Source organism: Streptomyces sp. NC-S4, from assembly GCF_054353315.1.
Map to the genome: position 1 here is coordinate 5,848,785 of NZ_CM135937.1, position 19,164 is coordinate 5,867,948.

Sequence of the window (19,164 nt, forward strand, 5' to 3'; positions counted from 1 at the left end):
TCTCAGACGTCCCGGCGGCCGACGATCACGTACGAGGCGGCCACCGCGGTGCCGGTGACCAGCACGATGAGCGTCACGTGCGAGAGGCTGCTGGGATCCGGTCCCAGGTCGCCGCCCCCCGGCAGGCCGAACAGCGTCATCAGCGCCACCGGCACGTTGTGCTGCAGGATCGTCCGGCCGGCGGACGCGACGGCCTCCCAGGCGATGAGCATGGCCCCTATCACCGGCGGCAGCGTGACCAGGCCCAGCATGACGGCGATCGCCCCGGCGGAGTGCCGCACGAGCGAGCCGATCGCGAGCGAGAGCACGCCGAGCAGGGTGACGTAGCCGCAGCCGAGCAGCGCCCCGAACCACTCGCCGGCCGCGTGCGGGCCGGACGCGGTGCCGCCGCGCACGACCGCCGCGGTGATCCCGACCAGGAAGACCGACAGCGCGGTGGTGGCGAAGGCCGCCATGCTGAAGACGAGGTACTTCGCGGTGAGCACCCGGTACCGGTCGGGGGCGGCCGTGAACGTGGTCCGCACCAGCCCGGTGCCGTGCTCCGAGCTGATGGTCAGCACCCCGAGGACGATCACCGCGAGCTGGCCGACCAGCAGGCCGAAGAGGGCGGGCGTGGTGAAGTTGATCTGCGTGTAGTCCCCGTCCGCGGTCTGCGCGACGACGGTCAGGCCGACGCCGACCACCATCAGCACGAGGGAGCCCAGCGTCCACAGGGTGGAGCGGAGCGAGACCAGCTTGGTCCACTCCGAGGCCATGGCGTGCCCCAGGTGCGGCCGCGGCGTGGCGAGGGGCGAGCTGTAGCTCCCGGGCTGCTCCGCCGTCGTGGTCGTCGCCGTCATCGGGTGTCCTCGGGGGTCTGCGGGGTGGTGTTCCTGGTGGTGCTCGCGAGCTCGCCCGGCTTGCCGGGCATCAGGAAGGGCCGACCGCCCGCCCCGGGCGGTGGGGGAGCGAAGAAGCCGCTCTGCGGGACCTCGGGGGCCGCCGCGTCCGCCGCCTCGTCCTCCTCCCAGGCCGGGAGGGAGAGCGGCTCGGGCTCCCACAGCTCGGCCCGCGGGTCGTCGGTGGAGGTGTACTCGACGGTGGACTGGGTCATCCGCATGTACGCCTCCTCCAGCGAGGCCCGGTGCGGCGACAGCTCCCACAGCCGTACGCCGGCCTCGTGCGCGAGGTCGGAGATGCGCGGCAGCTCCAGGCCGGTCACCCGCAGTGCTCCGTCGGGCTCCTGGAGGACCCGGCCGCCCGCCTTGGTGAGGGCCTTGCGCAGCGTGTCCCAGCCATCAGGATCGGTGTCGGCCGTGCGCACCCGAGCGAATCCGGCCGAATTGTGTGCGATGAACTCCTGGGTGCCCATGTCGGCCAGCAGCCGCCCCCGGCCGATCACGATCAGGTGGTCGGCGGTCAGCGCCATTTCGCTCATCAGGTGGGAGGAGACGAAGACGGTGCGGCCCTCGGAGGCGAGACGGCGCATGAGGTTGCGGACCCAGAGGATGCCCTCGGGGTCGAGCCCGTTGACCGGCTCGTCGAACAGGAGCACCTGCGGGTCGCCGAGCAGGGCGGTGGCGATGCCGAGCCGCTGGCCCATGCCGAGCGAGAAGCCCTTCGTACGCTGCCTGGCGGCGTCCTGCAGGCCGACCACGGCCAGCACCTCGTCCACCCGCTTCTCCGGGATCCCGGAGAGCTGGGCGATGGACAGCAGGTGGGTGCGGGCCCGGCGGCCGCCGTGCACGGCCTTGGCGTCGAGTAGGGCCCCGACGTGCCGCTGGGCGTTCGGCAGCTCCCGGAAGGGCCGGCCGTTGATGGTGACATGACCGGACGTGGGCCGGTCCAGGCCGAGGATCATGCGCATGGTGGTGGACTTCCCGGAGCCGTTGGGCCCCAGGAATCCGGTGACGTGTCCCGGCTTGACCTGGAAGGACAGCTGGTCGACGGCGGTCTTGGCGCCGAAGCGCTTGGTCAGGCCGACTGCCTCGATCATCTTGCTGCCCCTTACCAGGCCGGGACGACTTTCGCCCGCGTAAGGGTTAAGAGGATAACGAGGTTCCTGCGGTTCCGTCCCGGGCCGATCCCTGAGCTGCCCCTGAGACCGACCCGGGCATCACCCGTAGTACTTCGGCGGGAGGCCGGCCGTCAGGCGTCCCTCTTCCTGAGGAGGAGGTAGCCCCCGAGTACCGCGGCGGCCACCCACAGGAGCATGATCCCGAGCCCGCCCCACGGCCCGTACGGGGCTTCCGCGCTGCCCATGGCGTTCGGTACGACCTGCATGATCTTCGATCCGGCCGCGGTGGGCAGGTACTGGCCGTACTCGCGGGTCGCCTCGAAGGCGTTGAGGAGGTTCGTGACGATCAGGAAGAACGGGATCAGGATGCTGATCGAGGCGACCGAGCTGCGCAGCATGGCGGCGACGCCCATGGAGAACAGGGCGAGGAGCGCCATGTACACGCCGGCACCGACGACCGCGCGCAGGACGTTCTCCCCGTCGAGGCCGGTGCCGTGGTCGCCCAGGATGGCCTGGCTGAGGAAGAACGACATGAAGCTGGTCAGCAGCCCGACCAGCAGGGCCAGCGCCGTGGCCACGGTGAGCTTGCCGAACAGGAAGCCGCCGCGGGCGGGCACGGCCGCCAGCGAGGTGCGGATCATGCCCGTGCTGTATTCGGTGCTGACCACGAGCACGCCGAAGACGATCATCGCCAGCTGGCCGAACTGCATGCCGGCGAAGCTCACCAGGGTGGGGTCGAAGGTGGCCCGCTCGATCTGGCTCATGTCGTCGAAGGCCGACGCGACCGCGGTCGAGATCAGACCGCCGAAGCCGACGGTGACGATCAGGGCCAGCGCGAGCGTCCAGCTGGTGGAGGCGACCGTGCGGATCTTGGTCCACTCGGACTGGAGGACGGCGGTGAAGGCCATGCTCACTCACCGGCCTTGCGCGTCGCCTGGAAGCCGGCGCCCCAGGCGGGGACGTCGGCCGGCCGGGCCGGGTTGTCGGCGGCCATGCCCGGTGCGTGGGCGTGGTACTCGACGGAGTCCGCCGTCATGCGCATGAACGCTTCCTCCAGTGAAGCCCGTTGCGGGCTGAGTTCGTGGAGCACGATCTGGTGCTGGGCGGCCAGCTCGCCGAGCTGCTCCGCACTCGCGCCGTCGATCTCCAGGGTGCCGGTGGCGGGAACGCTGACGGCGTTGATCCCGGCCTCGTGCAGGACGTCCTTCAGCCGCTCCTGCTGCGGTGTGCGCAGCCGGACGTAGCTGCGCGAGTTCTGCTGGATGAAATCGGCCATCGGCAGGTCTGCCAGCAGCTTTCCCTGTCCGATGACGACCAAATGGTCTGCGGTCAGCGCCATTTCGCTCATCAGATGGGAGGAGACGAAGATCGTCCTCCCCTCCGCCGCCAGGCCCTTCATCAGATTGCGGATCCAGAGAATTCCCTCGGGATCCAGGCCGTTGACCGGCTCGTCGAACATCAGGATTTCCGGGTCGCCCAGCAATGCGGAGGCGATTCCCAGCCGTTGGCTCATTCCGAGCGAAAATCCTTTGGACTTCTTCTTCGCCACGGCCGTCAGGCCGACCAGATCCAGCACCTCGTCGACCCGCTGTCGCGGGATGCGGTTCGACTGGGCCAGGCAGAGAAGGTTGTTGTATGCACTTCGGCCACCGTGCATGGCCTTCGCGTCCAGCAGCGCGCCGACGTGCTTCAGCGGCTCCGACAGGTCGCGGTAGTGCTTCCCGTAGACCCGGACCGTCCCGCTGGTCGGGTTGTCGAGGTCCAGCATCATGCGCATGGTCGTGGACTTGCCCGCGCCGTTGGGCCCCAGGAAGCCGGTCACCACCCCCGGTCGGATCTGGAAGCTGAGGTGGTCCACGGCGGTCGTCGTGCCGAATCGTTTGGTAAGGCCCTCAAGCTCGATCATGCGGCCACGCTAGAACGCCCGAGGGCCCTACGCCACCTCAAAAGGGTGACATAGGGCCCTCGATCGGGCGCACGACGGGTGCCGTGTGCTACCCGCCGGTAATCAGCGGCTCTGCTGGGCCGGCACGCCGCGGGTGACGGGCTCGTCGTCCACGATCGGGTTGGCCGCCGCGACGGCCGCACCGGTGAGCGTCGCCAGCATCTCGCGGACGTTGGTCAGCTGCGCGTTGATGGAGTCGCGGCGGTTGGTGAGCGCAGCCAGCTCGCGCTCGGACTCGCTGCGGATGCGGTCCGCCTTGGCGTTGGCGTCGGCCACGATGTCCTCGGCCTGGCGCTGCGCGGTCTCCACGGTCTGGCGGGCCCGGCGCTCGGCGTCCGTACGCAGCTTCTCGGCCTCCAGGCGCAGCTGCTCGGCCCGGTGCTCGATCTCCGCGAGGCGCTTCTCGGCCTTGGCCTGGCGGGAGGCCAGGTCGCGCTCGGACTGCTCACGGCGCTTGGCCAGGTTGGTCTCGAAGTCCGCGGCGGCCTGGGCGGCCTTGGCGCGGGTCTCCTCGAAGAGCGCGTCGGCCTCCTCGCGCTTGGAGGCCGCGTCCTTCTGGGCCTCGGCGCGCAGGGTCGCCGCGTCGCCCTTGGCCTTCTCGACGATGCGGACGCCCTCGTCCTCCGCCTTCGACTTGCGGTCGGCGGCGAACGACTCGGCGTCGTTGCGCACCTGCTGGGCAGCCGACTCGGCGAGCTCACGGTGCTGCTCGGCCGCGCGACGGGCCTCCTCGCGCAGGTCCTTCGCCTCCTCCTCGGCCAGCCGCAGGATCTTCTCGACCCGGGCACCGAGACCGGCGTACGACGGCTCGGCGTCGGTCACCTGGGCCTGGGCGTTCTGCGTCTCGAGGTGCAACTCCTCGATCCGCTTTTCCAGAGAGTTGATACGTCCAAGGGCGCTGTCGCGGTCGGAGACCAGCTTGGTAATGCGGTCGTCCACCTGACCACGGTCGTAACCACGCCGCACGAGCTCGAAGCCGAAGGGGGAGGAAGTGTCGCTCATGGGGTTCCTGTCGAATGAGACCGATGAGGTGCTACGTGAGGTGTTAGGAGGAATCCTAGGCGCCCAGACGGCGTGTCATCGAGTCAATCCGCGTTTGATCTGGACAATGACACCCCTTTTGAGTGGCAAGACAGCGGAATGCTTGTCACTCGTTCGCCTGAACGTTCATCAGGTGCACACACTCCCGAGCGTTTGGCTACCCCTCCGACGCCTTGCCACCCGAACGAGTGGATCCCGCAGTCACTCCGGCCTTCACGCCCCCCGCACCCTGGCCGCCGACCGTCGACTTTCCGCCACCCGAAGGTGCCTCGAATGATTCCAACGCCTCAAGAACGTCCTGGACACGGGAGATCTCCGCCTGAATGTCCTCGCGACGGCGCACCAGGACCTCCAGCTCGCGCCGGCCCTCCTCGACGAGCTGCTCCGCCTCGGCCTTGGCCTCCGCCAGCGCCTTCTCGGCCTGCCGCGCCAGCTCCGCCTTCTTCTGCTCGGCCTCCTTCAGGAGGGCCTCGGCCTTGCGGACCGCCGCGATGCGCACCTTGCTCGCCTCGCTGCTCGCGTCCGACACCAGCTCCTTGGCCTTCGCCTCGGCCTCGACGCTCTGCTCCGTCGCCGCGCGCACCAGCTTGTCCACGCGCTCGCCGGCCGACTTCATCTGCTCCGCGGACTCCCGGCGGGCACGCTCGTGCAGCTCCTCGACCTCGCCCTCGACGCGGCCGCGCAGCTCCTCCGCCCGCTCCCTTATGGCGGCCGCGTCCGTGCGCGCGCCGACCAGCAGCTCGTTCGCGTCCGTACGGGCCTTCTCCACCAGGGAGTTGCCCTCGACGGTCGCCTCGGAGGTGATCCGTACGGCCTCCTTGCGGGCCGCGTCGACCATCGCATCGGCCTGCTCCTCGGCCGCCGTGGTGGCGGCGAGGGCCTGCTTCTGCGCATCGGCCGTGAGCTTCTCGGCTTCCGCCGCGGCCTCCGTGATGAGCCGGTCGACCTGCTCCGCGGCCTCGGTGCGGCGCTTGTTGGCCGCCTCGCGCGCCTCGTCGAGCAGCCGCTCCGACTCGGTACGGGCCTCGCTCCGGGTGCGCTCCGCCTCGGCCGCCGCCCGGGCCTTGACCCGCTCGGCCTCCGACCGGGTGCGGGCCGCGTGCTCCTGGGCCGAGGACAGCGCCTCCGACGCGTCCGCGCGCAGCCGCTCGGCCTCGCCCGCCGCCTCGCCGACCGTGCGCTCGTTGTCCTTGCGGGTCTGCTCGGTGAGCTTCTCCGTTTCGGAGATCGCCTCGGTGACGAGCCGGTCCGCCTGCTCGGCCGCCTCGGTACGCAGCCGGTTCGCCTCGGCGCGCGCCTCGTCCAGCGTCTGCTCGGCATCGCGCTCGGCACCCGCCAGGGTCTCGTTCGCCGCGGTCGTGACCCGCTCCGCCTCCGCGGTGGCCTCGCCGACGATGCGGCCGCCCTCCGCGCGGGCCTCGTCGAGCACCTGGGCCGCCTCGGCGCGCACCCGGTCGGCCTCCGCCGCGGCCTCGCCGACCGTGGCCTCGTTGGCCACACGGGTCTCGTCGATCAGCCGGTCGCCCTCGGCGCGCGAGTCGACCATGATCCGCGCGGCGTCGCGCTCGGCGCTCGCCAGGGTCTCGGCCGCCTGCGCCTTGAGCCGGTTCGCCGCGGTGGTGAGCCGCTCGGCCTCCAGCGTCGCCTCGCCCACGGTGGCCGCGTTCGCGGCGCGCGTCTCGTCGGTGAGCCGGTCGGCCTCGGCCGCGGCCTCGGTGATGAGCCGGTCCACCTGCTCCGCGGCCTCGGTACGCAGCCGGTTGCCCTCGGCCCGTGCCTCGTCCAGTGCGTTCGCGGCCTCGGTGCGGGTGGCCTCGGCGGCCTCGGCCGCCTCGGCGGTGATCCGCTCGGCCCGCGCCTCGGCGTCGCCGACGGTGGCCGCGTTCGCGGCGCGGGTCTCCTCGGTGAGCCGCTCGGCCTCCGCCGTCGCCTCGGCCGTGATCCGGCCGCCCTCGGCACGGGCGGACTCCAGGGACTCCGCCGCCTCGCCGCGGATGCGGTTCGCGTCCTCCCGGGCATCGGCCCGGGTCCGGGCCGCGTCCCGCTCCGAGGAGGCCAGCGCGTCCGTGGCCTCCGTACGCACCCGCTGCGCGTATTCGGCGGTGTCGCTGCGCAGCTGCTCCGCCTCGGCGATGGCCTCGGCGACCGTGCGCTCCGCCAGCGCCTTCGCCGCGTCCGTCTCGGCCCGCGCCTCGCTGCGGACCCGGTTGGCGTCCTCGGTGGCCCGCTCCCGCTCCGCGTAGGCGTCGCCGCGGACCCGGCCGGCCTCTTCCTCGGCCTCGGTCCTCGTACGCTCCGCCGCGTGCTCGGCGGCGTTGCGCAGCCCGGCGATCTCCTCCTCGGCCTGCTCGTGCAGCCCGGCCACGGAGTCCCGCACCTGCTGGGCGGTGGCCTCCGCCGCCGACACGACCTCCGACGCGCGCCGCTCGGCCTCCTCGGTCAGCCAGACCGCCTCGGCCTGCGCCTCCTCGGAGCGCTTGCGGGCCTGCGCCAGCAGTTCCTCGCTCTGCTCGCGGGCCTGGGCCCGCTCGCTGTCCGCGTCGGTCCGCGCCGACGCCAGGGTCTCCTCCGACTCGCGGCGGCGCCGGGCGGCCTCCTCCTGCGCGGCGGCCAGCGCCTCGGCGGCCTCCTCGGCGACCCGCTCGGCGGCGGCCTTCGCCTCCGCGCGCAGCCGGTCCGCGGTCTCCTGGGCCTCGGAGCGCACCCGCTCCGCCTCGGCCTCGGCCTCACCGCGCAGCCGCACGGCGGACTGCTCGGCCTCGGCGCGCACCCGGCCGGCGTCCTGCGCCGCCTCCGTGCGCAGCTGGTCGGCCTCGGCCTCCGACTGCGTCTGCAGGGTGCGGATCCGCTCCGCCGCCTCGGCGCGCAGCCGGTCGTTCTCCTCCGTGGTCTCCCGGCGGATGCTCTCCGCGGCACCACGGGCGTCACGCAGCGTCTGCTCGGCCGTCGTCAGCCGGGTTTCGGCCTCCGTGTGCAGCCGGACGAGCTCCTCGTCGGCCTCCGCCCGCTTGGCGGCCAGCGCCTGCTCGGTCTCCTGGCGCCGGGCGGCGGCCGCAGCGTCCGCCTCGGCCCGTACGCCCTCGGCCTGCTCCTCGGCCTCGGCGCGCAGCCGTTCGGCCTCGGCGCGGGTGCGCTCCAGGGTCTCCTCGGCCTGCTTGCGCAGCGTGCCGGCCCGTTCCACGGCCTCGGCGCGCACCCGCTCGCTCTCGGCGGTCGCCCCGCCGCGCAGCTCGTCGGCGTCCGCCTTGGCCTTGCCGAGCAGCTCCTCGGCGGTCCGGGCCGCCTCCTCGATCTGCTGGACGGCCTCGCGGCGGGCCTCGCCGCGGATCCGCTCGCCCTCGGCGACGGCCTCGGCGCGCAGCTGCTCGGCCTCGCCGCGCAGCCGCCGGGCCTCCGACTGGAGCTCGACCGTGCGGGCCCGGTACTCCTCGGTGTCGTCCTTCGCCGCGCCCTTGAGCTCGTCGGCCGTGGCCGCCGCCTGCAGGCGCAGCCGGTCGGCCTCGGTCTCGGCCTCGCGGCGGATCCGTTCGGCCTCCTCGGACGCGGCCCGGGTGGTCGCCCGGGCGTCCTCGGAAGCCTTGTTCAGTACGTCCTCGGCGGTGCGGGCCGCCTTCGCCAGCTGCGCGGCCATGTCCTCGGCCGCGGCCGTACGGGCCTGCTCGCCGGCCTCGGTGCGCTGCCGCTCGGCGTCCGCGCGGGCGTCTGCCAGGACCTGCTCGGCCTCCGCCTTGAGGGCCTCGGCCTCCTTGGTGGCCTCGCCGACCAGCCGGGCGACCTGCTCCTTGGCGGTGCGGGTGCGCTGCTCGTTGACGGATTCCGCCGACGTCAGCTGCCGGGTGGCGCTCTCCTTCGCCTCCGCGAGGAGCTTCTCCGCCTCCGCACGGGCCCCGCGCAGCGCGGAATCGGCTTCCTGCACGCGGGATTCGGCCAGCCGGCCCAGGTCCAGGGTCTGCTGGCGGGTGTGCTCGGCCTCGGCGCTGGTGGTGGAGCGCAGCCGCTCCGCGTGCTCGCTGGCCTCCTGGGCCTGCGCGGAGGCGGCGGTCAGCAGCCGCTCCGCCTCCTTGCGGGCGCGCAGCAGGGTGGCCTCGGCCTCCGCGCGGGCGGTCTCGGCGTCCGCTGCCATCCGGCGCCGGGTCTCCTCGGCGACCCGGGCGGCTTCGGCGCGGGCGGCGTTCAGGGACTGCTCGGCCTCGGCGCGGGACTCCTCCATGAGCCGGCGCGCCTGGGACTCCGTACGGGCGCGCAGCTGCTCGGCCCAGGCCACGTTCTCGTTGACGTGGGCCTCGACGGTCTGCCGGCGCTCGCCCAGCTCCTGGTCCAGGCGCTGGCGGCGGTTGACGGCCTCGGCGTGCAGCTCGGCCTGCAGGCGCGCCTGGTGCTCGGCGTGCTCCTGGAGGATGCGCTGGGTCTGCGCCCGGGCCTCACGGAGCTCGCGCTCCGCGTCGGAACGCATCTGGTCGGCCTGGATCTGGGCATTACGGAGCAACTGCTCCGCCTGGTACCCCATGTCCGCGCCGTCATAGGCGGGCCGGGACGCGAGAGCGCGTCGTACCTCGTGAAGCTTGGCGCGCAGCACCTCGACCTGGTACCCCAGGTCCTCGGCGTGCTGGACGGCCTTCCCGCGCTCCTTCTTCAGCCGCTCCATCTCGGCCTCGAAGCGCGAGAGATGGTCGGCCTCGGCCTGATGGCTCTCCTGGCTTTCGTAGCCCCGCACAGCGCGGTCCCATCCGTCCCCTGGTCGCAAGCTCATTTCCAATGAGCATCGCTCGCCCGCTGAACGACGCCCCCGGGGGAATGGTGTCAGAAACCGGGGCAGGGTTCACAGGCCCCGACCCCGTCTCCGCACCGAACCCCGGCCGAGCCATGGCCACTCTACCGGCCGGGGAATCGGGCCATCAGTGGTCCGTCAGTGCTCGGGGTTCGAGGTGACCAGTTCGGTGAGAACTCCGTGGCAGTCCTTGGGGTGCAGGAAGGTGATGGAGGAGCCCATGGAACCGGTGCGGGGCTGGTCGTACAGTACCCGGACACCCTTGCCGCGGATGGCCTCGGAGTCCCCCTGGACGTCCTCGGTGCCGAAGGCGATGTGGTGCACGCCCTCGCCGTTCTTGGCCAGCCATTTACCGACGGCGGAGTCCTCGCGGGTGGGCTCCAGCAGCTGGAGGTACGAGGCGCCGCCGTCGGACGTCTCGTTGATCTTCAACATGGCCTCGCGGACACCCTGCTCCTCGTTGACCTCGGAGTGGAACACCTCGAAGCCGTACGTGGCACGGTAGAACTCGACAGTCTTGTCCAGGTCGAAGCAGGCGATCCCGATGTGGTCGATTCTTGTCAGCATGGTGACAGTGCACCGCCGAAGGGGGCCGTCACGCAACGTGCGCGCGATCACACCGGCAGGCCGGTGACCGCTGCGGTACCGCCCAGTACATTCACGTAAACCCTCGTTCACTCCTCATCCAAGGGGCTGTGCCTCATGTCCGGATCGAACAACACCACTTCTGTGATCGTCGCCGGGGCCCGCACGCCCATGGGACGGCTGCTCGGCTCGCTGAAGTCCTTCTCGGGTGCCGACCTCGGCGGCTTCGCCATCAAGTCCGCGCTGGACCGGGCCGGGATCTCCGGCGACCAGGTGCAGTACGTGATCATGGGCCAGGTGCTGCAGGCCGGTGCGGGCCAGATCCCGGCCCGCCAGGCGGCGGTCAAGGCCGGCATCCCGATGAACGTGCCCGCGCTCACGATCAACAAGGTGTGTCTCTCGGGCCTGGACGCGATCGCGCTGGCCGACCAGCTGATCCGCGCCGGGGAGTTCGACATCGTGGTCGCGGGCGGTCAGGAGTCCATGACCAACGCCCCGCACCTGCTGCCCAAGACCCGCGAGGGCTACAAGTACGGCGCCGTCGAGATGCTGGACGCGATGGCCTACGACGGCCTGACCGACGCCTTCGAGAACATCGCGATGGGCGAGTCCACCGAGAAGCACAACACCCGCCTGGGCATCGAGCGCGCCCCGCAGGACGAGTTCGCCGCCGCCTCGCACCAGCGGGCCGCGGCCGCGCAGAAGAACGGCGTCTTCGAGGCCGAGATCGTCCCCGTGGAGATCCCGCAGCGCAAGGGCGACCCGGTGATCTTCTCCGCGGACGAGGGCATCCGCCCCGAGACCACGGTGGAGTCCCTCGGCAAGCTGCGTCCGGCCTTCGCCAAGGACGGCACGATCACCGCCGGCACCTCCTCCCAGATCAGCGACGGCGCCGCCGCCGTGGTCGTGATGAGCAAGGCGAAGGCCGAGGAGCTCGGCCTGGAGTGGATCGCCGAGATCGGCGCCCACGGCAATGTGGCCGGTCCCGACAACTCGCTCCAGTCGCAGCCGTCGAACGCGATCCTGCACGCCCTGGAGAAGGAGGGCCTCCAGGTCTCCGACCTGGACCTCATCGAGATCAACGAGGCCTTCGCGGCGGTCGCCGTGCAGTCAATGAAGGACCTTGGCGTGACCCCGGAAAAGGTGAACGTCAACGGTGGTGCCATTGCCCTGGGGCACCCGATCGGCATGTCCGGCGCCCGTGTGGTGCTGCACCTGGCGCTGGAGCTGAAGCGCCGTGGCGGCGGCGTCGGCGCGGCCGCCCTGTGCGGCGGTGGCGGCCAGGGCGACGCGCTGATCGTCCGCGTCGCGAAGTAGGCGGACCGGCCGCCGGGCGCGCATCCGGCCCGGCGGCCCTCCGGTATCCCGTACGAGAACCGAGGAGCGCAGCACGTATGACGGCGGTGGACGTCCCCCAGCTGGTGGCGCAGGCCCGGGAGGGCCGGCCGAGAGCGGTGGCCCGGCTGATCTCGCTGGTCGAGGGGGCGTCCCCGCAGCTGCGCGAGGTGATGGCCGCGCTGGCCCCGCTGACGGGCGGGGCGTACGTGGTGGGTCTGACGGGATCGCCCGGCGTCGGCAAGTCGACGTCGACCTCGGCGCTCGTGTCGGCGTACCGCAAGGCCGGCAAGCGGGTCGGCGTCCTCGCCGTCGACCCGTCCTCGCCCTTCTCGGGCGGGGCGCTGCTCGGCGACCGGGTGCGGATGTCGGACCACGCCTCGGACCCGGGGGTCTACATCCGCTCGATGGCCACCCGCGGCCACCTGGGGGGGCTCGCCTGGGCCGCCCCGCAGGCGATCCGGGTGCTGGACGCGGCCGGCTGCGAGGTGATCCTGGTCGAGACGGTCGGGGTCGGGCAGTCGGAGGTGGAGATCGCCTCGCAGGCCGACACCTCGGTGGTGCTGCTGGCCCCCGGGATGGGGGACGGGATCCAGGCCGCCAAGGCGGGCATCCTGGAGATCGGCGACGTCTACGTGGTCAACAAGGCGGACCGGGACGGCGCCGACGCCACCGCCCGGGAACTGAACCACATGCTGGGTCTGGGCGAGGCCCGGGGCCGGGACGACTGGCGGCCGCCGATCGTGAAGACGGTCGCGGCCCGCGGCCAGGGCATCGACGAGCTGGTCGAGGCGCTGGAGAAGCACCGGGCGTGGATGGACGAGCACGGCGTGCTGGCGCAGCGCAGGGCGGCCCGGGCGGCCCGGGAGATCGAGACGATCGCCGTGACGGCGCTGCGGGAGCGGATGGCCGACGTGCACGGCGACGCGCACCTCGACGCGCTGGCCGCCAAGGTGGCCGTGGGCGAGCTGGACCCGTACGCGGCCGCGGACGCCCTGCTGACGACGCTGACGGAGGCGTAGGCACGGCCCGGACCCCGGCACGGCGCGTGCGGCGCCGCTGCCGGGGTCCGGCCGGGTACGTCAGGAGTTCTCGTCCGAGTCGGAGTCCGAGTCGGAGTCGGAGTCGGAGTCGGACTGCGCGGTGACCTTGCCGGTCGTGGGGTCCACGGAGCCGTTCCACGTCTTGCCGTCGGAGCCCTTGACCTCGACGTGCCAGTACGGGGCCTGGCCGTCGTCTCCGGAGTCCCATTCGACGGTCCACGTCGTGCCCGGGTGGGCCGCCACGGCGGCCTTGGCGGCCTGCGCCGCGGTGATCTTGGCCGCGAGCAGCCCCTTGTGCTCGCCGGGGTTCTCGTCGGTGTCCACGTTCTGCCGGGAGACCTTGCCCGTGGCGGCGTCGACCTCCAGCTCGGCGTGGCCCTTTCCGTCCTTGGTGATCACGTCGACGTGCCAGATGTTGCCGTCGCGGTCGAGGGACTCGACCACGCCCGGGTAGTTCTTCAGAGCGGCGGCGAGGGCCTGCTCGGCCGTGACGTCGGCCTTGGCGGCGGCGGCCGCGGGGGCGGTTCCCGCCAGGTCTGCGGAGACCGCGGCGGCGGTCGACACGGGGCCTGCGACCAGCAGGGCCACGGACGCGGCCGCTGAGACGAACACGTTGCGCTTCATAGGCTGGACCTCCTCAGGCCGGCCCGCGGACACCGGGCCGGCAGCGAGCGTTCCCAGCCATTGTCGGGCCGATGGCCGTCCGGGGCGCGGCGAGCCGTGAGGCCCGCACCGTCCGGACGGCCCGGGCCTCAGACCCTGCCGCGGTTGTCGCGCAGGTGCTCCGCGACCGGGGTCAGCGAGGCGCGCAGCGCCGCCAGGGCCTCCGGCGGCAGCAGGTCGATGAAGTGCCGGCGAACGGACGCCACGTGGTGCGGGGCGACGCGTCGCATCGTTTCCATGCCCTCGTCCGTGAGCACCGCGTACAGGCCGCGGCGGTCGGACTCGCAGTTCACCCGGCGGACCAGGCCGGCCGTCTCCATGCGCGTGATCTGGTGCGACAGCCGGCTCTTGGACTGCAGCGTGGCGGTCGCGAGATCGCTCATCCGCATCCGGTGGTCCTGCGACTCCGAGAGGTTCACGAGGATCTCGTAGTCGTTGTTGGTGAGTCCGAAGGGCTGGAGATCCTTTTCCAGCTGGTGCATCAGCAGCCTGCTGACGTCCAGGTGGGTGCGCCAGGCGCACTGCTCGGCGTCGGTCAGCCAGTTGGTCCCCCCGGACGGAGTCTGGGGGAGGGGGGCCGTCTCGGTCTCCATGGTCTCCATGAATGAACTCTACCTAAAAAGTTGAATTGCGTACAAAAATCTCAGGTCAGGCGGATCACAGTCCGAGGCGGCGCTGGAGATCGCCCAGCTGCCCCGGCATCCGCGGCACGCCCAGCTGTCCCATCGGACCCTGACCGGCCCCCGGAACGCCCTGCGCGTTGCCCGTGGCCGCCCCGGCGCCGACCGCGCCGATCGCCTGCTCGGCCATCAGCATCTCCGACGACTGGAGCAGCACCGTCCCCGCACCGACGAACTCGAACTGGTGCTCCTCGCCCGAGCTCCCGCCTATGCCGGTCAGCGAGCGCAGTCCGCCCATCACGCCCGTCATGTAGCCGTGGTCGTAGTGGTGGCACGGCGAGGGGCAGTCCGCCCAGCCCACCAGGGCCTGCGGGTCCACGCGCAGCGGCGGTTCCATGAACACCACCGGTCCGTTGGACGCCGCCACGAACTTCCCGGTTCCGATCAGCGTCAGGAAGCCCGGAACGATCGACTGCTTCAGGGCGAGCGAGGGCTGGTACGCGAGCAGGTTGCCCGACCGGATCGTCAGGTTGCCGTCGTCCAGGTCGTACGAGTTCACGTCGAAGGCCCGGTCGGCCAGCAGCATCTTGCCCGAGCCCTCGGCCACCACCCAGTCACTGGCGTGCAGCGGCGAGTGGAAGCTGGTGCGCAGCAGGCGGTCGAAGCGGCCGTTGCCGATGCCGTTGAACTCGATGTGCCCGTAGTACGAGATCATCTTGCCCTTCTGCAGGAACCACTGGCTCCCCTTGAGCTCCACGCAGAAGGTGTACGCGTTCACGTTGTCGTCGGAGGGCAGCGTGTACGGGTCGTGGACGGTCGGACCGCCCGGTCCGCCGGTCACAGGGCCAAAGTTCACAGCTTCTCCTCGGAGGCCTGTACGTACACCGCGCCCTGGCCGGACAGCTCCAGCTGGAACGCCTCGCCGGAGCCGCGCCCCACCATGTCCCGCCAGCCGAGCGCGGTGGAGAGCTTGTTGCGCACGTCACCGTGGTGGGCGACGTACGCCTGCGGGTCCACGTGGATCGGGCGCTGCGGGGTGATCGGCAGCTCTATGACGCCGCCGTGGGCCATCACGGCGACGGAGCCGTGGCCCTTGAGGGTGGTGGTGAAGAGGCCCTGGCCGGTCACCTGGCCGCGGACCATGCCCATGACCCCGCCCTGGGAGCCCATGAACATCGTGCCCTGCTGGAGGGTGCCGTCGAAGGCGAGCAGCCGGTCGGCCTCGACGTAGAGGGTCTCGCCGGTCAGGTTGATGACCTGGATGTGGTGGCCGCCGTGGCCGAACATCACGGTGCCGCTGCCCTCGACCGCCATCAGCGGGGTCTGCTCGTTCGCCACCCGGCGCCCGATCATGCCCATGACCCCGCCCTGGCCGCCCGTCAGGCTCGGGGTGAAGGAGACCTCGCCGCGGTACGCGAGCATGGCGCCGCGCTGGCTGTACATCTTCTGACCCGGGATCACCTGGGCCTCGACCATCTTCGAGTTGATCTCGCGGAACGGCATCAGATGTCGCCCCCGACGGTGTTGCGCTCGCTGGGCTGCACGTAGACCAGGCCTTCGCCCTCGAAGCGGATCTGGAACGCCTCGCCGGAGCCCTCGCCTATGAGTGTGCGGAAGTTCACACCGGACTGGAAGGACTGCTGGAGGTTGCCCGTGTGCGCGATGTACGCGCCGGGGTCGACGGACAGCGGGTACTGGGCGCTCACGCGCAGCACCACGGCCGGGCCGTCGGACATGATCGCGGCCTGGCCCGAGCCCTCGACGGTCGTGGTGAACAGGCCGTTGCCCGTCGTCGCGCCGCGCAGGCCGGTGAAGGTGGTGCCGGTGCGCAGACCGGCGTCGGTGCACAGCAGGTTGCTGGACTCGACGTAGAGCTTCTCGCCCCGCAGGTTGACCAGGTTGATCTCGCTCGCACGGTCGGCGAAGAAGCAGGTGCCGTGCCCCTGCACTTCCATCACTGTCATCTGTTCGCCGGTCAGCCGGCGGGTCACCATGCCGCGGAGGCCTTCGCCGCCGCCGGTCATCTTCTTGAAGGCCATCTGCCCGTCGTACGCGACCATGGAGCCGTTCTTCGCTTTCACGGCGTCCCCGGTCAGGTCGACGGCCAGCACCTTGCTGCCTTGGAGTCGGAACTGAGCCACGGGGAGACGTTATCGGCACCGGGCGAACGCGAACAGGGCCTCGTGGCTGATATATGCCACACCCTGGCGATATCGGTGCGTCCGTTCGGGGGCCCCGGACCTTTCGCGCAGGCCGCGGCGGGGGGAGGGGTCGGGTCAAGATCCCGTAAAGCGGCTGAGACACTGGGAGGGACCCTGGCCTCCACCCCGAAGGTTCCACGTGGACATCAAGACCGCCTCCGCCCTGCACCGCCTGCGCCTGGTCTCCGTTCCGGAGGCGCTGTCGTTCCCGGCCCTGCTGATCTTCGGCTCGCTGCTGAGCCGGATCTCGGACATCGACTACCTGATGATGCCGCTCGGCGCCATCCACGGGATCCTGTTCGTCCTGTACGCGGTCTTCCTGCTGGACGTCTGGAACAAGGCGAAGTGGCCCTTCAAGAAGGCCCTCCTCTTCTTCGTGCTCGCGCTGGTGCCCTTCGGCGGGCTGTACGGCGACAAGCTCCTCAAGCGAGACGAGGCCGACAGCGTCGTCGCGGCCCGCGCGCGCGAGGCGGCCGACGCGTGATCGTCGCGTTCTCCGTGACCCCGCTGGGGGTCGGCGAAGAGGTCGGCGAGTACGTCGCCGACGCGGTCCGGGTGGTCCGCGAGTCCGGGCTGCCGAACCGGACCGACGCGATGTTCACCACCGTGGAAGGTGAGTGGAACGAGGTCATGGACGTGGTCCGGCGCGCGGTGGCGGCCGTCGAGGAGCGGGCGCCGCGCGTCTCCTTCATCCTGAAGGCCGACATCCGCCCCGGGGTCCACGACGGGATCACCTCCAAGGTCGAGACGGTGGAGCGGCACCTGGCCGAGGGCTGAGCCGCCCTCACCGGCCCCACTGCCGCCGATACTTCCGAAAGCGCCCCCGGCCCACAGCGGGCCGGGGGCGCTTCGGCATGCCCCGGGAAGTTGGGCGGATACGGCTTGAGCGATCGCTCAACCTCCCTTAGGGTGCCGGTTGAGCGATCGCTCAATTCGCGGCACGGGGGGTGGCGATGGGCCTGTACGTCGAGACGCGGATCCGGGTCGGCATGGACGAGCTGTGGGAGCGCAGCCAGGACCCGGCGCAGCACCAGCGGTGGGACCTGCGCTTCACCTCCATCGGCCACCTTCCGAGCGCCGAGGGCGAACCCCAGCGGTTCCGGTACGCGACCCGCGTGCTGCCCTTCCTCTCCGTCGACGGGACCGGGATCTCCGCCGGGGAACGCCACCGGTCCGACGGCACCCGGGTGTCGGCCCTGCGGTTCGCCTCGGAACACCCGCTGTCGTTGCTCGCCGAGGGCAGCGGGTACTGGCGCTACGTCCCGGGTGCCGACGGGATCCGCTTCCTCACCGGCTACGACTACCGGCCGCGCTGGGGCCGCTCCGGCGCCTTCGCCGACCGGCTCGTGTTCCGCCCGCTCATGGGCTGGGCCACCGCCTGGTCCTTCGACCGGCTGCGGCTGTGGTGCGAGCGCGGGACCACCCCGGGCCTCGCCCTCGCCCGTGCGATCGGCGAGGGCGTGCTGCGCGTCCTGCTGTCCGCGGCCGCCCTGCTGTACGCGCCGCTGCCGGTCGCCCTGCTCGTCCTGGCCGCCGCCCTGCTGCTGCCGCCGCTGCCCGGCACCCCGGCTGCCCGCCGCTGCCTGCGCACCCCGCCCGGCCGCACCCCCGCCCGCGCACCCCGCCTGCTCAGCACCCTGGAGCCGTCGTGACCTCCATCTTCCGGGCCCACATGGGTGCCGCGTTCGACCGTCTGCACCCGCAGATCCAGCGCCGCTTCTCGGTGGGCCTCGCGAGCGGCGAGGGCTGCATCGGCCGCGGCACCATGGAGCGGATCTGGCACGGCCCCGCTTTCGTGAAGCCCTTCCTCCGGCTCGGCGGCGTACGGAACATCCTGGTGCCGCACGAGGGACGGAACGTCCCCTTCGTCATCGAGAACCTCCCCTACCTCGACTCCTTCGGGCGCGAGACCGTCACCTTCGTACGGACCTTCCAGCTGCCCGGCGGAGCCCGCCGCTTCGACGCCACGATGGTCCACAGCCCCGAACGCGACTGCGTCCTCGACTACCTGGGCACCCACCAGCACCTCGCCAGCGACCTCCACATGAGCGCCGAGCCCGACGGCTCGCTGCTCATCCGCTCCGGCGAACACCGCTTCCGCGAGGGCCGCCTCGACGTCCGCGTCCCCGACCTCATCGGCGGCGAGGCCGAGGTCCGCGAGTCCTTCGACGAGACCACCGGCCGGTTCCGGATCCGGGTACGGGTGGTCAACCGCCGCTTCGGACCGCTCTTCGGCTACGAGGGCACCTTCACCGCGCAGTACGTCGACGCCCGCGACCGGTGGGCGAGCGGGCTCTGCGGCGACCTGCGCCCGGTCCGCGAGGAGGTCCGGGCATGAGCGCCGCCACCAAGGAGAAGCTGCTCGAAGGGGCCCTGCGCACCGTGGCCGAGCAGGGCATCGCCAAGGCCTCCGCCCGCACCGTCGCGGCCACCGCCGGGGTGGGACAGGGCCTGATCTTCTACCACTTCGGCTCTGTGGACGAGCTGCTCGCCGCGGCCTGCCGGTACGGCGCCGAGCAGCGGGTGGCCCGCTACCGCGACCGGCTCGCCGCCCTGGGCAGCCTCGCCGAACTGCTGGAGTTCGCCCGCGCCATGCACGAGGAGGAGCGGGCCGCCGGGAACGTCGCCCTGCTCGGGCAGCTGCTGGCCGCCGGGCAGACCTCGCCCGTCCTGGCCGCCGCCACCGCCGACGGACTCGGGCTGTGGATCGAGGAGCTGGAGGAGGTCCTCACCCGACTGCTGTCGGCGACCCCGCTGGAGGGGTACGCCGACCCGGCCGGGCTGGCCCGGGCCACGGCCGCCTCGTTCATCGGCATCGAGCTGTACGAAGGGGTGGACCCGGGGGGAGCCGGCAGCGCGTTCGCCGCGCTGGAACAGCTCGCCGGGCTGGCCGCCGTGCTGGAGGGCCTCGGCTCCCTGAGCCAGCGCGTGGTGCGGCACGGCCTGCGGCGCGGCACCCGCTGACCC

19 protein-coding genes are annotated in these 19,164 nt (G+C 71.9%); 7 read left to right on the top strand and 12 right to left on the bottom strand.

Features of this window, described 5'->3' with window-relative positions; translation table 11 throughout:
* Window positions 1-2: 2 nt before the first annotated feature.
* The 7 genes from ACXNSR_RS26545 to mce form a co-directional block, all read right to left on the bottom strand.
* Window positions 3-839, bottom strand: coding sequence for an ABC transporter permease (locus ACXNSR_RS26545; protein WP_458637931.1), 837 nt, complete (start codon window positions 837-839; stop codon window positions 3-5).
* Entirely contained in the window at window positions 836-1,975 is a 1,140-nt protein-coding gene (locus ACXNSR_RS26550) for an ABC transporter ATP-binding protein (RefSeq protein ID WP_458637932.1), read from the bottom strand. Before ACXNSR_RS26550 ends, ACXNSR_RS26545 begins: the two co-directional genes overlap by 4 nt.
* A 152-nt stretch (window positions 1,976-2,127) precedes the next feature.
* Complete coding sequence (locus tag ACXNSR_RS26555; RefSeq protein WP_458637933.1) at window positions 2,128-2,904, bottom strand: ABC transporter permease subunit; 777 nt, start codon at window positions 2,902-2,904, stop codon at window positions 2,128-2,130.
* Between the two features lie 2 nt (window positions 2,905-2,906).
* On the bottom strand, window positions 2,907-3,902 hold the full coding sequence (locus ACXNSR_RS26560) for an ABC transporter ATP-binding protein (RefSeq protein WP_266605027.1): 996 nt from the start codon (window positions 3,900-3,902) through the stop codon (window positions 2,907-2,909).
* A 102-nt stretch (window positions 3,903-4,004) separates the two neighbouring features.
* On the bottom strand, window positions 4,005-4,943 hold the full coding sequence (locus ACXNSR_RS26565) for a coiled-coil domain-containing protein (RefSeq protein ID WP_266605029.1): 939 nt from the start codon (window positions 4,941-4,943) through the stop codon (window positions 4,005-4,007).
* Between the two features lie 196 nt (window positions 4,944-5,139).
* Window positions 5,140-9,696, bottom strand: coding sequence for a polarized growth protein Scy (gene scy / locus ACXNSR_RS26570; protein ID WP_458637934.1), 4,557 nt, complete (start codon window positions 9,694-9,696; stop codon window positions 5,140-5,142).
* A gap of 192 nt (window positions 9,697-9,888) precedes the next feature.
* Complete coding sequence (gene mce, locus ACXNSR_RS26575; RefSeq protein ID WP_008738238.1) at window positions 9,889-10,317, bottom strand: methylmalonyl-CoA epimerase; 429 nt, start codon at window positions 10,315-10,317, stop codon at window positions 9,889-9,891.
* A gap of 135 nt (window positions 10,318-10,452) precedes the next feature.
* On the opposite strand from mce, the gene ACXNSR_RS26580 reads away from it, so the two are divergent.
* Complete coding sequence (locus ACXNSR_RS26580; RefSeq protein WP_458637935.1) at window positions 10,453-11,652, top strand: acetyl-CoA C-acetyltransferase; 1,200 nt, start codon at window positions 10,453-10,455, stop codon at window positions 11,650-11,652.
* Window positions 11,653-11,729: 77 nt separating this feature from the next.
* Window positions 11,730-12,692 carry a methylmalonyl Co-A mutase-associated GTPase MeaB gene (meaB, locus tag ACXNSR_RS26585; protein ID WP_458637936.1) on the top strand — a complete coding sequence of 321 codons (963 nt, stop codon included), beginning with the start codon at window positions 11,730-11,732 and terminating at the stop codon, window positions 12,690-12,692.
* Window positions 12,693-12,752: 60 nt separating this feature from the next.
* Here meaB and ACXNSR_RS26590 read toward each other — a convergent pair whose 3' ends face one another.
* The 5 genes from ACXNSR_RS26590 to ACXNSR_RS26610 all read right to left on the bottom strand — a co-directional run bounded on the left by ACXNSR_RS26590 (window position 12,753) and on the right by ACXNSR_RS26610 (window position 16,137).
* A complete protein-coding gene (locus tag ACXNSR_RS26590) occupies window positions 12,753-13,337 on the bottom strand; it encodes a PepSY domain-containing protein (RefSeq protein ID WP_458637937.1) in 585 nt (194 codons plus the stop codon).
* A 128-nt stretch (window positions 13,338-13,465) separates the two neighbouring features.
* The gene (locus ACXNSR_RS26595; protein ID WP_458643398.1) at window positions 13,466-13,969 is read right to left on the bottom strand and encodes a MarR family winged helix-turn-helix transcriptional regulator; all 504 of its coding nucleotides are present in this window, start codon (window positions 13,967-13,969) and stop codon (window positions 13,466-13,468) included.
* Between the two features lie 64 nt (window positions 13,970-14,033).
* A complete protein-coding gene (locus ACXNSR_RS26600) occupies window positions 14,034-14,837 on the bottom strand; it encodes an AIM24 family protein (RefSeq protein ID WP_458643399.1) in 804 nt (267 codons plus the stop codon).
* A gap of 11 nt (window positions 14,838-14,848) precedes the next feature.
* Window positions 14,849-15,499: an AIM24 family protein gene (locus tag ACXNSR_RS26605; RefSeq protein WP_030009699.1), complete on the bottom strand. Its 651-nt coding sequence runs from the start codon at window positions 15,497-15,499 to the stop codon at window positions 14,849-14,851.
* Window positions 15,499-16,137, bottom strand: a complete 639-nt coding sequence (locus ACXNSR_RS26610) for an AIM24 family protein (protein ID WP_030009698.1) — start codon at window positions 16,135-16,137, stop codon at window positions 15,499-15,501. The genes ACXNSR_RS26605 and ACXNSR_RS26610 overlap by 1 nt, the downstream gene beginning before the upstream one ends.
* A gap of 199 nt (window positions 16,138-16,336) precedes the next feature.
* Between ACXNSR_RS26610 and ACXNSR_RS26615 the strand changes: the two genes are divergently transcribed.
* The 5 genes from ACXNSR_RS26615 to ACXNSR_RS26635 all read left to right on the top strand — a co-directional run bounded on the left by ACXNSR_RS26615 (window position 16,337) and on the right by ACXNSR_RS26635 (window position 19,161).
* On the top strand, window positions 16,337-16,681 hold the full coding sequence (locus ACXNSR_RS26615) for a DUF3817 domain-containing protein (RefSeq protein ID WP_458637938.1): 345 nt from the start codon (window positions 16,337-16,339) through the stop codon (window positions 16,679-16,681).
* Window positions 16,678-16,974 carry an MTH1187 family thiamine-binding protein gene (locus ACXNSR_RS26620; RefSeq protein WP_451662857.1) on the top strand — a complete coding sequence of 99 codons (297 nt, stop codon included), beginning with the start codon at window positions 16,678-16,680 and terminating at the stop codon, window positions 16,972-16,974. The genes ACXNSR_RS26615 and ACXNSR_RS26620 overlap by 4 nt, the downstream gene beginning before the upstream one ends.
* 176 nt (window positions 16,975-17,150) lie before the next feature.
* Window positions 17,151-17,849 (top strand): hypothetical protein, encoded by a 699-nt coding sequence (locus ACXNSR_RS26625; protein WP_458637939.1) that lies wholly within the window; start codon window positions 17,151-17,153, stop codon window positions 17,847-17,849.
* On the top strand, window positions 17,846-18,535 hold the full coding sequence (locus tag ACXNSR_RS26630) for a DUF4166 domain-containing protein (RefSeq protein ID WP_458637940.1): 690 nt from the start codon (window positions 17,846-17,848) through the stop codon (window positions 18,533-18,535). The genes ACXNSR_RS26625 and ACXNSR_RS26630 overlap by 4 nt, the downstream gene beginning before the upstream one ends.
* Window positions 18,532-19,161 carry a TetR/AcrR family transcriptional regulator gene (locus tag ACXNSR_RS26635; protein WP_458637941.1) on the top strand — a complete coding sequence of 210 codons (630 nt, stop codon included), beginning with the start codon at window positions 18,532-18,534 and terminating at the stop codon, window positions 19,159-19,161. Before ACXNSR_RS26630 ends, ACXNSR_RS26635 begins: the two co-directional genes overlap by 4 nt.
* Window positions 19,162-19,164 lie beyond the last annotated feature (3 nt).